Consider the following 13,287-nt stretch of genomic DNA (forward strand, 5'->3'; position numbering starts at 1 on the left):
CTTCACGGCACAGGTCGGCGCGCCGCTATTCGCCCTTCATCGCCAGCGCCCGGGCGTAGAGCGTCTTGCGGTCGAGCCCGAACGCCTTCGCCACCTCGCCGGCGGCCTTGGCGACGGGCAGGCGGGTCAGCGCCTCGACCAGCGCGGCATCGGCATCCTGCGGATCGGGCGGCGGCGCCTCGCCGGGCGGCGCGACGACGATGACGATCTCGCCCTTCGGCGGCGCATCGGCATAGCGCGCGGCAAGGTGGGTGAGGGTGCCGGTGACCGCTTCCTCATAGCGTTTGGTGATCTCGCGCGTCACCGCCGCGTCGCGGTCGCCGAGTCCCTCGGCCAGCGCGGCGAGGCAGGCCGACAGGCGCGGACCGGATTCGTAGAGGACGAGCGTGGCGCGGATCGTGGCGATTTCGGCGATCGCCGAGCTCCGCGCCTGCGCCTTGCTCGGCAGGAAGCCGGCGAACAGGAAGCGGTCGGTCGGCAGGCCGGCGAGCGTCAGCGCGGCGACCGCGGCGCAGGGGCCGGGGATGGTGACGACATGCCGGCCGGCGGCGCGCGCGTCGCGGACCAGCTTGTAGCCGGGGTCGGAGATCAGCGGCGTGCCGGCGTCGGAGACGAGCGCGACCGCCTCGGTCGCCATGCGCGCGATCAAGCCGGGGCGCATCCCTTCGGCATTGTGATCGTGATAGGGGAGCATCGGGCGTTTCGCGCCGATATGGCGGAGCAGGCCGGCGGTGACGCGGCTGTCCTCCACCGCTATCACGTCGGCGCGGGTCAATATGTCGGCGGCGCGCGGCGACAGGTCAGCAAGATTGCCGATCGGCGTCGCGACGATGTAGAGCCCGGGTTCTAAAGGTTCGGATATGGCCACAGGGGACGTCATGGCAGAGGCAGCTACACTTGGACAGCCGGGAGCGCGACAGCCGTGGCTGCGGCGCGGCATCGCGCTGGTCGCCGCGGCGATGCTCGCCGCCTGTTCGACCGTGGTGCCGCGTGCGCCGGTGACCGCACCCGAGCGGGCGCCGCGCCCTGCCGCGAACCGGCCCGAGCCGGTCGAGGCGGGGCTGCCGCGCGACACCGCGCGCAATCGCGTCGCGCTGCTGGTGCCGCTGTCGGGCAGCAACGCGGGCGTCGGCCGCTCGATCGCCAATGCGACGATGCTGGCGGTGCTCGACACCGGCACCGACAAGGTGCGGATCACCAATTACGACACCGCGACGGGTGCGGCGGCGGCGGCGCAGCGCGCGATCGCCGAGGGCGCGCAACTGATCCTCGGGCCGCTGCTATCCGACGACGTGCGCGCGGTGGCGCCGATCGCCAAGGCGGCGGGCGTGCCGGTGCTGAGCTTCTCCAACGACGCGTCGGTGGCGGGCAACGGCACCTATCTGATGGGCTATGCGCCGGCGCAGTCGATCGACCGCGTCGTGCAATATGCCACCAGCCGCGGCGTGACGAGCTTCGCCGGGCTGATCCCCAACGGCCTGTATGGCGAGCGCGCCTCGACCGCCTTCCTGCGCTCGGTCGAGGGGGCGGGCGGCTCGGTCGTGTCGCTGCAGACCTATGGCCGGGTGGCGGGCGGCATCGCCGGCGCGGTGACGCGGCTCAACGCCAAGGCGCCCTACGGCGCGGTGCTGATCGCCGACGGCGCGGCGAGCGCGGGCGTCGCCGCGCCATTGGTCAAGCGCGGCAGCGGCGCCTCGACGCGGCTGCTCGGCACCGAATTGTGGAATTCGGAAACGAGCCTCGCCACCAGGCCGGCGCTCAACGGCGCGTGGTTCGCGAGCGTTGGGAACACGCTCTACCGGCAATATGCGACCAAATATCGCGCGCGCTACAATGCGGCGCCGTACCGGCTGTCGAGCCTCGGCTATGACGCGGTGCTGCTGACGGTACGCATCTCGCGCGACTGGCCGGTGGGGCGGCCGTTCCCCGAGGCACGGCTGCGCGACGCGGACGGCTTCGCGGGGATCGACGGGGCGTTCCGCTTCGGCCGCGACGGCGTCGCCGAGCGGGCGCTGGAAGTGCAGGAGATCCAGAACGGCACGACCGTGACCGTATCGCCGGCCCCGAGCGGTTTCGGCCGATAGAATCGGAAAATCCTCCCCCGTAAGGGGGAGGTGGCACGGCGAAGCCGTGACGGAGGGGGAGGACAGGGCGGAGCTACCTTATCGCACTCCCGCCCGGTCCAACCCCCTAACGGGGGAGGATTCAGGCGTCCTTCACCACCAGCGGCAGGATCGCGTCGAGCAGGAGCGTGCCCGCCTCCGTCACCCGCAGCCGCCCGGGATCACGCGCGACGAGGCCCTGCGCCTCGAGCCGCTCCACCGCAGCCCAGTCGATCGGCGCGGTACCGCCGGCGAGCGTCGCGACGTGCGTCAGGTCGATGCCCTCGCGCAGGCGTAGGCCCATCACCAGCGCTTCGCTGGCGCGGTCGTGTGCGACCAGCGGCTCCTCGATCTGGAGGCCGTGGCCGTTGCGGGCGACGGCGGATAGCCAATTCTCCGGCTTCTTGTGGCGCTGCGTCGCCAGTCCGCCCCGGCGGCCATGTGCGCCCGGGCCGATCCCGGCATAATCGCGGTAGCGCCAATAGGTGAGGTTATGGCGGCTCTCCGCCCCGTGCTGCGCGTGGTTCGAGGTCTCGTAGGCCGGCAGCCCCGCCGCATCGGTCAGCGCACGCGTCGCCTCGAACAGGTCGGCGGCGGCATCGCCGTCGGGGATGGTTAGGCGGCCCTTGGCGGCCTCGGTCGCGAAGCGCGTGCCGGGCTCGATCGTCAATTGATAGAGCGAGAGATGCTCGGTGCCGAACGACAGCGCCCGCGTCAGCTCGGCTTCCCAGGCGGGCAGGCGCTGATCGGGGAGCGCGTAGATCAGGTCGAAGCTGACCCGCGCGAAATGCCGCTGCGCGGTGGCGAGCGCCGCCAGCCCCTCGTCGACGCCATGCGCGCGGTCGAGGAAACGCAAGGCGCGATCATCCAGCGATTGCAACCCCAGCGAGACGCGGTTGACCCCCGCCGCGGCGATATCGGCGAAGCGCGCCGCCTCGACCGAGGAGGGATTGGCCTCGAGCGTGATCTCGATATCGGCGGTCGGCTGCCAGTGCGTCTGCGCGGCGGCAAGGATCGCGGCGACGGTGGCGGGCGGCATCAGCGACGGCGTGCCGCCGCCGAAGAAGATCGAGCCGAGCCGGCGGCCGGGCAGCGCGCGCGCCTCGTGCGCGAGGTCGGCGAGCAGCGCGTCGCGCCACGCCTCCTGATCGACCGTGTCGCGGACGTGGCTGTTGAAGTCGCAATAGGGGCATTTCGAGACGCAAAACGGCCAGTGGACGTACAGCGCGAGCGGCGTCTTGTCGGAATCCATGATGCTGCCGATATGGCGGCAATGACATGGAAACGCCACTCATGGCTCGCAGCGGGCCTGCTCTTCGCCACCGGATGCACGCAGGGCCCCGAGCGCGTCGTCGAGCCGCGCGCGAGCGCCGCGCCGGCCCCACGCGGGTCGGTGCTGCTGCGCGAGGCGATGCTGACCGGGCAGAATCGCGCCCGCGCCGATGTCGGCGTCGCGCCGCTGACGTGGAGCGAGCCGCTCGCCGCCTCGGCCCTCGCCTATGCGCAGGTGATGGCGCGCACCGGGCGGTTCGAACATGCGCCGCAGTCGCTGGGGATGGACCGCGAGGGCGAGAATCTCTGGACCGGCACGCGCGGCGCCTATCGGTTCGACGAGATGGTCGGCCATTGGGTGGCGGAGAAGAAGGACTTCGTGAACCTGCCGGTGCCGCAATCGAGCAAGACCGGACGCTGGGAGGACGTCGGCCATTACACGCAGATCGTCTGGCGCGGGACGACGCAGGTCGGCTGCGCGCTGGCGAGCAACGCAAAGGACGATTTCGTGGTGTGCCGCTATGCGCCGCCGGGCAATGTCTGGGGGACGGTGGCGTATTGAGGGCGGAACGCCAGCTCTTCCCCCTTGAGCGCGGTGCTATAGCATATGGCTATGGTGATGAGGTGCATTCGGCTTCCTCATCGGATTCGTCACCCCGGCCCTGCGCCGGGGTCCCGCTTCCTCCAGCAAGACGAAGAAGCGGGATGCCGGATCGAGTCCGGCATGACGGGGATATGAATGCCGCGCACCACCCCAAACGGTCATATGCGATTGCCTTGCCCTTGCGGGGAAGGAATCAGGGGATCGTCGCCGTCGTATACGGCGCATAAACCCGCCAGCCGAGCATCGTATAGAGCGCGGCGCCCATCGCGGTGGCGGTCAGCACTTGACGTGACGTCGACGTGCAATGTGCGCCGAGCGCCATCATCAGCGCTCTCCCCAATCCGCGGCGGCGGTGCGCGTCCTCGACCACGATGCGGTCGTAGACGAAGATGCCGTCAAGCTCCGCCGCATGGCCGCTCGCCGCAAGGCCGCGATCGGGTGCGGCGATCGTCACGTGCGTGACGGCGCCGTCGCGGACCGTCGCCAGCCGATAGCCCGGCGGCACGACCGGCGGCGTCAGGGCAGCCCGCTCCGGCACCATCATGCAATTGGCGTCGGTGATCGTCCAATGCGGCGGCAGCAGCGCACGGAACGTGTCGGCGCCGGCGCAGAGCTTCACGAAAACGCCCGGCGTGTCGATCGTCGCGAGTAGGGCGGTCAGGCCCGGACCGGCCTCGGCGAAGAGATGGCGGCGGCGTTCGACCGGTCCGCCGGTGTCGACGCGCCAGCCGCCATGGTCGGCGACCGGCGCGGGCAGGCCGCGCGACAGCGAGCGGGCGGCGAGCCAGCCCCCTACGAGGACCGGATCGACGCCCGTCATCGCCTCAGAGGACCGCGGCGACCAACTGGCGGAACGCGTCGGCGCGGTGGCTGATCGCATGCTTGGCGGCGGCGTCCATCTCGCCGAACGTCTCAGTCCCGCCCTCGGGCAGGAACATCGCGTCATAGCCGAAGCCGTTGCCGCCGCGCGGTGGCCACACCAGCGTGCCGTCGACGCGACCCTCGAACCATTCGACATGACCGTCGGGCCAGGCGAGCGCCAGTGCGCAGACGAAATGCGCGCTGCGCGGCAGGTCGGGCTCTTCGTTGAGGCGGTCCTCGACCAGCCGCATCGCGAGGTCGAAGTCCTTGGCTTCGCCGGCCCAGCGCGCGGAGAAGATGCCGGGGTCGCCGCCCAGCGCATCGACGCACAGGCCGCTGTCGTCGGCGAGCGCGGGCAGGCCGGACAGGTCCGCCGCCTGCAAGGCCTTCAACTCGGCGTTGGCGACGAAGGTGGTGCCGGTTTCCTCGGGCTCGGGCAGGTCGAGCTCGCCCGCCGAGACGGGCTCGATGCCATAGGGGCCGAGCAGCTCGGCGATCTCACGCACCTTGCCCGCATTGTGGCTGGCGATGACCAGCCGGCCGGGGGCGAGCTTGCGGATCGCCTGCGGCGTGTCGCCTTCGCCGCTCATCGGACAGCGCGATCCTGCGCGGCGAAGATCTCGGTGCAGCCGATCCGCGCGAGGCGGAGCAGGCGGAGCAGCGCCTCCTCGTCATAGGTGGCGTGTTCGGCGGTCGCCTGCGCCTCGGCGATATTGCCGTTCTCGAGCAGGACGAAATTGCCGTCGGCATCCGCCGCCGAATCCTCGAGATAGTCGAGGTCGAGCACCGGCGTGCCCTGATAGATGCCGCAGCTCACCGCGGCGATCTTCTGCCGGATCGGGTCGACGGTCAGCTTGCCGCTGGTCAGCAAAGTGTTGACCGCGAGGCGCAGCGCGACCCAGGCGCCCGAGATCGCGGCGGTGCGGGTGCCGCCGTCGGCCTGGAGGACGTCGCAGTCGAGCGTGATCTGGCGCTCGCCGAGCAGCTTCATGTCGACCACCGAGCGCAGCGAGCGGCCGATCAGCCGCTGGATCTCCTGCGTGCGACCCGACTGTTTGCCCTTGGCGGCCTCGCGGCTGCCGCGGGTGTGGGTGGCGCGGGGCAGCATGCCATATTCGGCGGTCACCCAGCCTTCGCCCTTGCCGCGCAGGAACGGCGGCACGCGCTCCTCGAGGCTGGCCGTGACGAGCACCTTGGTGTCGCCGAAGCCGACCAGCACCGATCCCTCGGCGTGGCGGGTGAAGTTCGGTTCGATGGTGATCGCCCGCATCTGGTCGGGGGCGCGGCCACTGGGGCGCATTCAACTCTCCTCAAGGTTCGATGGCGCAGCCCTAGACGGCACCGCTGGCACACGCCAGTGGTGAGCAAAGGGGAGAAGGGCATGCGTAAGCGGTTCGCGGGTCTGGCATTGGCGGCGATGAGCCTGTCAGCCTGTGTGGTGGTCGACGCATCGCGCGACGGGGCGACGTCGGCGGCGGTGGCAAGCGAGACGATCCATTACGAAACCGGCGCGTGCTTTGGCACCTGTCCGGTTTACACGGTGACGATCGCGCCGGACGGCAAGGGCACGTTCGAGGGGCAGCGATTCACCGCGGTGACCGGGACGCGCAGCTTTCAGGCGTCGCCGGCGGCCTATCATCTGTTCGCGGCACGGCTGGCGCCATATCGTCCCCGCGGCGAGCGATCCTTGCGGGCGGGCGAGCCCGGTTGCACCCCGGCGGCGACCGACCAGTCGTCCGTCGACGTGCGGTGGACGGGCGGTGGCGCCGCGGCATCGCATCTCGACGCCTATTTCGGCTGCGACATGGCGCAGAATGCCGCGATGTTCCGCGCGTTGCGGGAGGCGCCGCAGGTGTTGCCGATCGGCGCCTTTATCGGCGACGGCGCGCGCCCTAGATAAGGCATATGGCACCACCGGTCACCGAGCTTACCGATCGCGCCCGCGACATCTTTCGTGCGGTGGTCGACGGCTATGTCGAAAACGGCATGCCGGTGGGGTCGAAGACGATCGCGATCGCCTCCGGCCTCAATCTGTCGCCGGCGTCGATCCGCGGGGTGATGCAGGAGCTGGAGGAACTGGGGCTGCTCGCCAGTCCGCATACCAGCGCCGGCCGCATTCCGACCGAACGCGGCCTGCGCCTGTTCGTCGACGGGATGATGCAGGCGCTCGAACCCTCCGCCGAGGAACGCGCGGCGATCGAGGCGCGCGCCGGGCATCGCGGTCCGGTCGAAGAGGCGCTGGCGGCGACGACCGCGGCGCTGTCCGGCCTGTCGGCCTGTGCGGGGCTGGTGATGGTGCCCAAGCGTGAGCTGGCGCTGCGCTCGATCGGCTTCGTCGCGCTGTCGCCCGATCAGGCGATGGCGGTACTGGTCAGCGAGGACGGGTCGGTCGAGAACCGGGTGATCCAATTGCCCGCCGGGATGACGCCCTCGGCCTTGGTCGAGGCGGGCAATTACATGACCGCGACGCTGTCTGGCCTGACGCTCGCCGAGGCGCGGGCCCGCGTCGGGCGGCAGATGGCGGAGGGCGAGGCGGCACTCGACGGCGCGGCGCGGGCGCTGGTCGAAGCCGGCCTTGCGGTGTGGAGCGAGGATGGCGCACGGCGGCCGGTGCTGATCGTGCGCGGCCAGGGGCGGCTGATCGACGCCGCCGCCGCTGCCGACCTCGACCGGGTGCGCGACCTGCTCGACGATCTCGAGGGCAAACAGGAAATCGCGCAATTGCTCGACAGCGCGAGCGCCGGCGACGCGACCCGCATCTTCATCGGCGCGGAGAACAAATTGTTCGCCTTGTCAGGGTCTTCGGTGATCGCGCGGCCGTTCCGCGGACCCGGCGGCAGGGTGGTCGGCGTGGTCGGGGTGATCGGGCCGACGCGGTTGAACTATGCGCGCGTCGTGCCCATGGTGGATTTCACGGCGGCAACGCTCGCCCGTTTGATGGGCTGACACTACAGGGACCTACATGACCGAAGAGACCAAGATCGACGTAGAAGCACTGCGCCAGGAGACGGCGGAGGCCGCTCCCGAAGTGGCGGAGCATGACGATGCGGCGGCGCGGATCGCCGACCTCGAGAACCAGCTCGCCGACGCCAAGCAGCAGACGCTCTATGCGCAGGCGGAGATCCAGAACGTCCGCCGCCGTACCGAGAAGGAAGTGGCCGACGCGCGCAACTATGCGACCACCTCGTTCGCGCGCGACATTCTGTCGGTCGCCGACAATCTGGCGCGCGGCCTGTCGGCGATCCCCGCCGACCTGCGCGGCGACGAGCGGCTGAAGGGGCTGGTCACCGGTCTGGAAGCGACCGGGCGCGAGCTGGACAGCGTGTTCACGCGCAACGGCATCACCAAGGTCGAGGCGATGGGCGCGATGCTCGATCCCAACAAGCATCAGGCGATGATGGAAGTGCCGAGCGATGCCGAGCCCGGCACGATCGTGCAGGAGATGCAGGCGGGCTATATGCTCAAGGATCGCCTGCTGCGCCCGGCGCTGGTCGGCGTGGCGAAGAAGCCGGATTGAGGTGCGCGGCGGCGCGGGATCAGACCTGCGCCGCCTTCAAAACATCGTTGATCCGCGCCTGCCAGCCCGGACCGGTGGCGCGGAACTTGTCGATCACGTCGGGATCGAGGCGTAAAGTCACCTGCTTCTTGGTCGGCGTTGCTTGGGCACCACGTCGGCGCAGGCGCTCACGCCGTTCCGCCAGCGCCTGTTGCAGCGCTTCTTCGGTGATATCGCCGTCCTCGGGATCGTTCGGATCGGCCTTAATTGCTATCGTAGATACGGCGTTCGCCATCATTGCTTCTCCTGACCGAGATCATCCGGATCGTCTGATCCCGATAAACATGGACCGCGGTCCACAAGCGTCCTTCCACCATACCGATCGCCCTGAAGCGCCGCTCGCCATCTTCGACGCGGATAGTCGGAACGATCACCGCCGCATCATCGGCCCAAATGCGCTCACCGAAGGCCAGCGACACGCCATGTTTGGTGCGATTGATCACGTCCTTCGCCGGATCGAACGTGATGTCCATAGCTAATCGTAACTACGATCTGCACTTCAATCAAGTGGACGCTATGCCATTGGCAAGGCTAGTATCGTCGCCATGAACCCCAATCTCACCACCGATCGCCCGACCTTCGTCACGCATCTCGAATGCTCGCTGACCGGCGAGCGCTACGAGGCGGATCGGCTGCATGGTCTATCCCGCGCCGGCCGGCCGTTGCTGGTGCGCTACGACCTCGACGCGGTGACGGCGACCCTGTCACGCGACGCGCTGGCGGCGCGGCAGACCGACATGTGGCGGTGGCGCGAGCTGCTCCCGGTGCGGCGCACCGAGGATGTCGTCAGCCTCGGCGAGATCGAGACGCCGCTGATCCCGATCCCAAAAAGCGCGGGCAGTGCCAACGTCTGGGTCAAGGACGAGGGGCGGTTGCCGACCGGCAGCTTCAAGGCGCGCGGGCCGGTGATGGCGGTGGCGATGGCCAAGGAGCTTGGCGTCACCCGCATCGCGATGCCGACCAACGGCAATGCCGGCGCGGCGCTTGCCGCTTATGCGACCCGGGTGGGGATCGAGACGATCGTCTTCTGCCCCGAGGATACGCCCGAGGTGAACGTGCGCGAGATCGCGATGCAGGGCGCGCGGGTGTGGCGGGTCAACGGCCTGATCGACGATTGCGGCGCGATCGTCGGCAAGGGCGCCGCCGAGGGACGCTGGTTCGATTTCTCCACGCTCAAGGAGCCGTACCGGATCGAGGGCAAGAAGACGATGGGGCTGGAGCTCGCCGCGCAATTCGGCTGGGAGCTACCCGATGCGATCTTCTACCCGACCGGCGGCGGCACCGGCCTGATCGGCATGTGGAAGGCGTTCGACGAACTGGAGGCGCTCGGCTGGATCGGCGCCAAGCGGCCGCGCATGTATGCGGTGCAGGCATCGGGGTGCGCGCCGATCGTCCGCGCCTTCGAGGACGGCGTCGAACATGCGGAACGCTGGGAGGATGCGCATACCGTCGCGGCGGGGATCCGCGTGCCCAAGGCGGTGGGCGACTTCCTGATCCTGCGCGCCGTGCGCGCGAGCGGCGGCAAGGCGCTGGGGGTCGGCGATCCCGCGATCCTCAAGGCGGTCGACGAGGCGGCGCGCAAGGACGGACTGCTGCTGTGTCCGGAAGGCGGCGCGACGCTCGCCGCCTATCGCGAGGCGCTGCGCATCGGCGAGGTTGACGAGGACGAGCGGGTGGTGCTGTTCAACTGCGCGACCGGGCTCAAATATCCGATGCCCGAGGCGCCGCGCACGCTCGACCGGCATGGCGCGATCGACTTCGACATGCTGTAAATCATCCCCCGTTGACCCTGAGCCTGTCGAAGGGGCATTGAGACTCACCCACCCTTCGACAGGCTCAGGGCGAACGGAAGGTCTTGCGGCGGGCGCTCAGCCGAACGGCAGCAGCGTCTCATATTGCGCGAGGCTCGGCGCGCCGGGTACGCGCGCGCCGTGGCGGAGCAGGAAGGCGTGACGGACGATCTCGCCCTGTTGCTCGATGCCGTAGCGGTGGAGCGGCTGGCCGGGCTTGATCGCATAATCGTAGCGGCACCACGGATGGCGCGCGAGCGGCAGGAAGATGCCGCGCTGATGCTGCCAGATGTGGACCATCTCGTGGATGAACAGCCCCTGGTCGGTGAGCGCAGCGGCGGCGAAATCGTCGCGCCAGCCCTGCCCCTTGGGGTGGAAGTGAATGCAGCCGCGCGGCGCCATCACCGTGTCGCGCGGCTGGAAGAACGCCCATTTGCTGCGCGACAGGCGCACCGCGTCATAGTCGATCGTGTCGCGGAAGACCGACGCCGCGAGCGCGCGTTCGCCTGCGGTGAGGGGGCGGCGTGCATCCGCCATCAGAAATCGGGCGCCGGCGCGGCTGCGCCCACCGTCATCGCGTCGACGTACAGCCGGCCGCCATTGCCGAAGTTGAGCGTCAGCTTGTAGATCTTGCCCGCCTTCGCCTTGGAATTGATGTCGAACAGCATGACGTGGCGGCCGCCCGGAGTGAAGGCGACCTCGGTCTTCGCCGGCACGGCCACTTGGGCGAGCGGCTTCATCGCGGCCATGCCGTTCCGGCCGGTCATGCTCTCGTGCATCTCGGCGCGCACCGCGATGTTGGCGGTGACGTCGATCAGCGTCGCGTCGGACCGCCCGCCGTGCAGCGTGAAATAGGCCGCACCCGGCCGGCCCGGCACCGCCGGCAGGCGGATCCAGGCGTCGTCCACCTCGACCCGGTCGGGTCCGCCGCAGCCGGCCAGTGCAGCGGCGAGCACCAGCATCGTTCCCACTCGCGTCCGGCGCATCGTCGCTCCTCTTCCCGCACATGCGATCATTTCTGTCACAGCCCTATGGTCGCCACCGTCTTGCGGCAAGCGGAACCCCACCTATATCGCCGCCATACACAGGAGCTTTCGCTGCCGTAACGGGGCAAAAGTTCCCTGCGTCCGGCAATGAATTTTGCCATCGTTTCGTATGTGAGGGGCTCAGTAAGCACACATGGCTAAAGTAATCGGTATCGACCTCGGCACGACCAACAGCTGCGTCGCAGTGATGGAGGGCGGCAAGCCCAAGGTGATCGAGAATGCGGAAGGCGCGCGCACCACGCCGTCGATCGTCGCCTTCGCCAAGGACGGCGAGCGGCTGGTCGGCCAGCCGGCGAAGCGTCAGGCCGTCACCAACGGCGACAACACGATCTTCGCGGTGAAGCGCCTGATCGGCCGCCGGTTCGACGATCCGATCACCAAGAAGGACACCGAGCTGGTTCCGTACCACATCGTGCGCGGCCAGAACGGCGACGCATGGGTGCAGGCCGGCGGCAAGGATTATTCGCCGTCGCAGATCAGCGCCTTCACGCTGCAGAAGATGAAGGAAACCGCCGAGAGCTATCTCGGCGAGACGGTGACGCAGGCGGTCATCACGGTTCCGGCCTATTTCAACGACGCGCAGCGTCAGGCGACCAAGGACGCCGGCCAGATCGCCGGCCTCGAGGTGCTGCGCATCATCAACGAGCCGACCGCGGCGGCGCTCGCCTACGGCCTCGAGAAGCAGGACGGCAAGACGATCGCGGTCTACGATCTCGGCGGCGGCACGTTCGACGTCTCGATCCTCGAGATCGGCGACGGCGTGTTCGAGGTGAAGGCGACCAACGGTGACACCTTCCTCGGCGGTGAGGATTTCGACAACAAGCTGGTCGAATATCTCGCCGAAGGCTTCAAGAAGGACGAGGGCATCGACCTCGCCAAGGACAAGCTGGCGCTCCAGCGTCTGAAGGAAGCCGCCGAGAAGGCGAAGATCGAGCTGTCGTCGGCAGCCTCGACCGAGGTGAACCTGCCGTTCATCACCGCCGACCAGAACGGCCCGAAGCATCTCGTCAAGACGATCAGCCGCGCCGATCTGGAGCGTCTCGTCGACGACCTGATCAAGCGGACGATCGAGCCGATGAAGAAGGCGCTCGCCGATGCCGGCGTGAAGACCGACGACATCAGCGAGGTCGTCCTCGTCGGCGGCATGACGCGCATGCCGAAGGTCCGCGAGGCGGTGAAGAACTTCTTCGGCAAGGAGCCGCACACCGGCGTCAACCCGGACGAGGTCGTCGCGATGGGCGCCGCGATCCAGGCGGGCGTGCTGCAGGGTGACGTCAAGGACGTGCTGCTGCTCGACGTGACGCCGCTGTCGCTCGGCATCGAGACGCTGGGTGGCGTGTTTACCCGGATGATCGACCGCAACACGACGATCCCGACCAAGAAGTCGCAGACCTATTCGACCGCTGACGACAACCAGGGCGCGGTGACGATCCGCGTGTTCCAGGGCGAGCGCGAGATGGCGGCGGACAACAAGCTGCTCGGCCAGTTCGATCTGGTCGGCATCCCGCCGGCGCCGCGCGGCGTGCCGCAGATCGAGGTCACGTTCGACATCGACGCCAACGGCATCGTCAACGTCTCGGCCAAGGACAAGGGCACGGGCAAGGAGCAGCAGATCCGCATCCAGGCATCTGGTGGTCTGTCGGACAACGACATCGAGCAGATGGTCCGCGACGCGGAGAAGTTCGCCGAGGAGGACAAGAAGCGTCGGGCCGGCGCCGAGGCGAAGAACAACGCCGAATCGCTGATCCACACGACCGAGCGGCAGCTCGCCGACAATGGCGACAAGGTCGACGAGGCGCTGAAGGGCGAGATCCAGTCGGCGATCGACGCCGCCAAGGCGGCGGTCGAGACCGGGGATGCCGATCAGATGACCGAGAAGAGCCAGGCGCTCGCGCAGGTCGCGATGAAGCTCGGCCAGGCGATCTACGAGAAGCAGGCCCAGGCCGATGCCTCGCCCGAAGGCGGTGCCGGTGAGGCACCGAAGGACGATGTGGTCGATGCCGAATTCTCGGAAGTCGACGACCACAAGGCGTAACATCCATGATCTCCACCGTCA

16 protein-coding genes are annotated in these 13,287 nt (G+C 68.8%); 7 read left to right on the forward strand and 9 right to left on the reverse strand.

The window, feature by feature from the left end; all coding sequences use genetic code 11:
• Nucleotides 1-25: 25 nt before the first annotated feature.
• Nucleotides 26-880, reverse strand: a complete 855-nt coding sequence (rsmI, locus tag AC07U4_RS13785; RefSeq protein ID WP_495195742.1) for a 16S rRNA (cytidine(1402)-2'-O)-methyltransferase — start codon at nt 878-880, stop codon at nt 26-28.
• On the opposite strand from rsmI, the gene AC07U4_RS13790 reads away from it, so the two are divergent.
• Entirely contained in the window at nt 879-2,084 is a 1,206-nt protein-coding gene (locus tag AC07U4_RS13790; protein ID WP_495195743.1) for a penicillin-binding protein activator, read from the forward strand. The genes rsmI and AC07U4_RS13790 overlap by 2 nt on opposite strands.
• 121 nt (nt 2,085-2,205) lie before the next feature.
• On the opposite strand, the gene hemW is transcribed toward AC07U4_RS13790, so the two are convergent.
• Nucleotides 2,206-3,354, reverse strand: coding sequence for a radical SAM family heme chaperone HemW (gene hemW / locus AC07U4_RS13795; RefSeq protein ID WP_495195744.1), 1,149 nt, complete (start codon nt 3,352-3,354; stop codon nt 2,206-2,208).
• A gap of 12 nt (nt 3,355-3,366) precedes the next feature.
• On the opposite strand from hemW, the gene AC07U4_RS13800 reads away from it, so the two are divergent.
• Nucleotides 3,367-3,936, forward strand: a complete 570-nt coding sequence (locus AC07U4_RS13800) for a CAP domain-containing protein (RefSeq protein WP_495195745.1) — start codon at nt 3,367-3,369, stop codon at nt 3,934-3,936.
• A gap of 235 nt (nt 3,937-4,171) precedes the next feature.
• Here AC07U4_RS13800 and AC07U4_RS13805 read toward each other — a convergent pair whose 3' ends face one another.
• From AC07U4_RS13805 to rph, 3 genes are read right to left on the reverse strand one after another with little or no spacing between them, the layout of a single operon-like run.
• Nucleotides 4,172-4,798 carry a GNAT family N-acetyltransferase gene (locus AC07U4_RS13805; RefSeq protein ID WP_495195746.1) on the reverse strand — a complete coding sequence of 209 codons (627 nt, stop codon included), beginning with the start codon at nt 4,796-4,798 and terminating at the stop codon, nt 4,172-4,174.
• Nucleotides 4,799-4,802: 4 nt separating this feature from the next.
• The gene (gene rdgB / locus AC07U4_RS13810) at nt 4,803-5,429 is read right to left on the reverse strand and encodes an RdgB/HAM1 family non-canonical purine NTP pyrophosphatase (protein ID WP_495195747.1); all 627 of its coding nucleotides are present in this window, start codon (nt 5,427-5,429) and stop codon (nt 4,803-4,805) included.
• Nucleotides 5,426-6,139 carry a ribonuclease PH gene (rph, locus tag AC07U4_RS13815; protein WP_495195748.1) on the reverse strand — a complete coding sequence of 238 codons (714 nt, stop codon included), beginning with the start codon at nt 6,137-6,139 and terminating at the stop codon, nt 5,426-5,428. Before rph ends, rdgB begins: the two co-directional genes overlap by 4 nt.
• An 81-nt stretch (nt 6,140-6,220) precedes the next feature.
• On the opposite strand from rph, the gene AC07U4_RS13820 reads away from it, so the two are divergent.
• From AC07U4_RS13820 to grpE, 3 genes are read left to right on the forward strand one after another with little or no spacing between them, the layout of a single operon-like run.
• Complete coding sequence (locus tag AC07U4_RS13820) at nt 6,221-6,739, forward strand: DUF6438 domain-containing protein (RefSeq protein WP_495195749.1); 519 nt, start codon at nt 6,221-6,223, stop codon at nt 6,737-6,739.
• A 5-nt stretch (nt 6,740-6,744) separates the two neighbouring features.
• Nucleotides 6,745-7,785 (forward strand): heat-inducible transcriptional repressor HrcA, encoded by a 1,041-nt coding sequence (gene hrcA, locus AC07U4_RS13825; protein WP_038662604.1) that lies wholly within the window; start codon nt 6,745-6,747, stop codon nt 7,783-7,785.
• A 16-nt stretch (nt 7,786-7,801) separates the two neighbouring features.
• Nucleotides 7,802-8,356 carry a nucleotide exchange factor GrpE gene (grpE, locus tag AC07U4_RS13830; RefSeq protein ID WP_038662601.1) on the forward strand — a complete coding sequence of 185 codons (555 nt, stop codon included), beginning with the start codon at nt 7,802-7,804 and terminating at the stop codon, nt 8,354-8,356.
• 19 nt (nt 8,357-8,375) lie between these two features.
• Here the strand turns inward: grpE and AC07U4_RS13835 are convergent, their stop codons facing one another.
• Complete coding sequence (locus AC07U4_RS13835) at nt 8,376-8,633, reverse strand: BrnA antitoxin family protein (RefSeq protein ID WP_495195750.1); 258 nt, start codon at nt 8,631-8,633, stop codon at nt 8,376-8,378.
• Nucleotides 8,599-8,868, reverse strand: a complete 270-nt coding sequence (locus AC07U4_RS13840; protein ID WP_495179081.1) for a BrnT family toxin — start codon at nt 8,866-8,868, stop codon at nt 8,599-8,601. The genes AC07U4_RS13835 and AC07U4_RS13840 overlap by 35 nt, the downstream gene beginning before the upstream one ends.
• 72 nt (nt 8,869-8,940) lie before the next feature.
• On the opposite strand from AC07U4_RS13840, the gene AC07U4_RS13845 reads away from it, so the two are divergent.
• A complete protein-coding gene (locus AC07U4_RS13845; RefSeq protein WP_495195751.1) occupies nt 8,941-10,167 on the forward strand; it encodes a threonine synthase in 1,227 nt (408 codons plus the stop codon).
• A gap of 96 nt (nt 10,168-10,263) precedes the next feature.
• Here the strand turns inward: AC07U4_RS13845 and AC07U4_RS13850 are convergent, their stop codons facing one another.
• Both AC07U4_RS13850 and AC07U4_RS13855 read right to left on the reverse strand, forming a co-directional pair.
• Complete coding sequence (locus AC07U4_RS13850; protein ID WP_495195752.1) at nt 10,264-10,722, reverse strand: vgr related protein; 459 nt, start codon at nt 10,720-10,722, stop codon at nt 10,264-10,266.
• The gene (locus AC07U4_RS13855) at nt 10,722-11,171 is read right to left on the reverse strand and encodes a copper chaperone PCu(A)C (protein WP_495195753.1); all 450 of its coding nucleotides are present in this window, start codon (nt 11,169-11,171) and stop codon (nt 10,722-10,724) included. The genes AC07U4_RS13850 and AC07U4_RS13855 overlap by 1 nt, the downstream gene beginning before the upstream one ends.
• A 193-nt stretch (nt 11,172-11,364) precedes the next feature.
• Between AC07U4_RS13855 and dnaK the strand changes: the two genes are divergently transcribed.
• On the forward strand, nt 11,365-13,266 hold the full coding sequence (gene dnaK, locus AC07U4_RS13860) for a molecular chaperone DnaK (protein ID WP_495195754.1): 1,902 nt from the start codon (nt 11,365-11,367) through the stop codon (nt 13,264-13,266).
• Nucleotides 13,267-13,287: the final 21 nt, after the last annotated feature.

This window comes from Sphingomonas sp. GW821-FHT02B09, assembly GCF_059421875.1.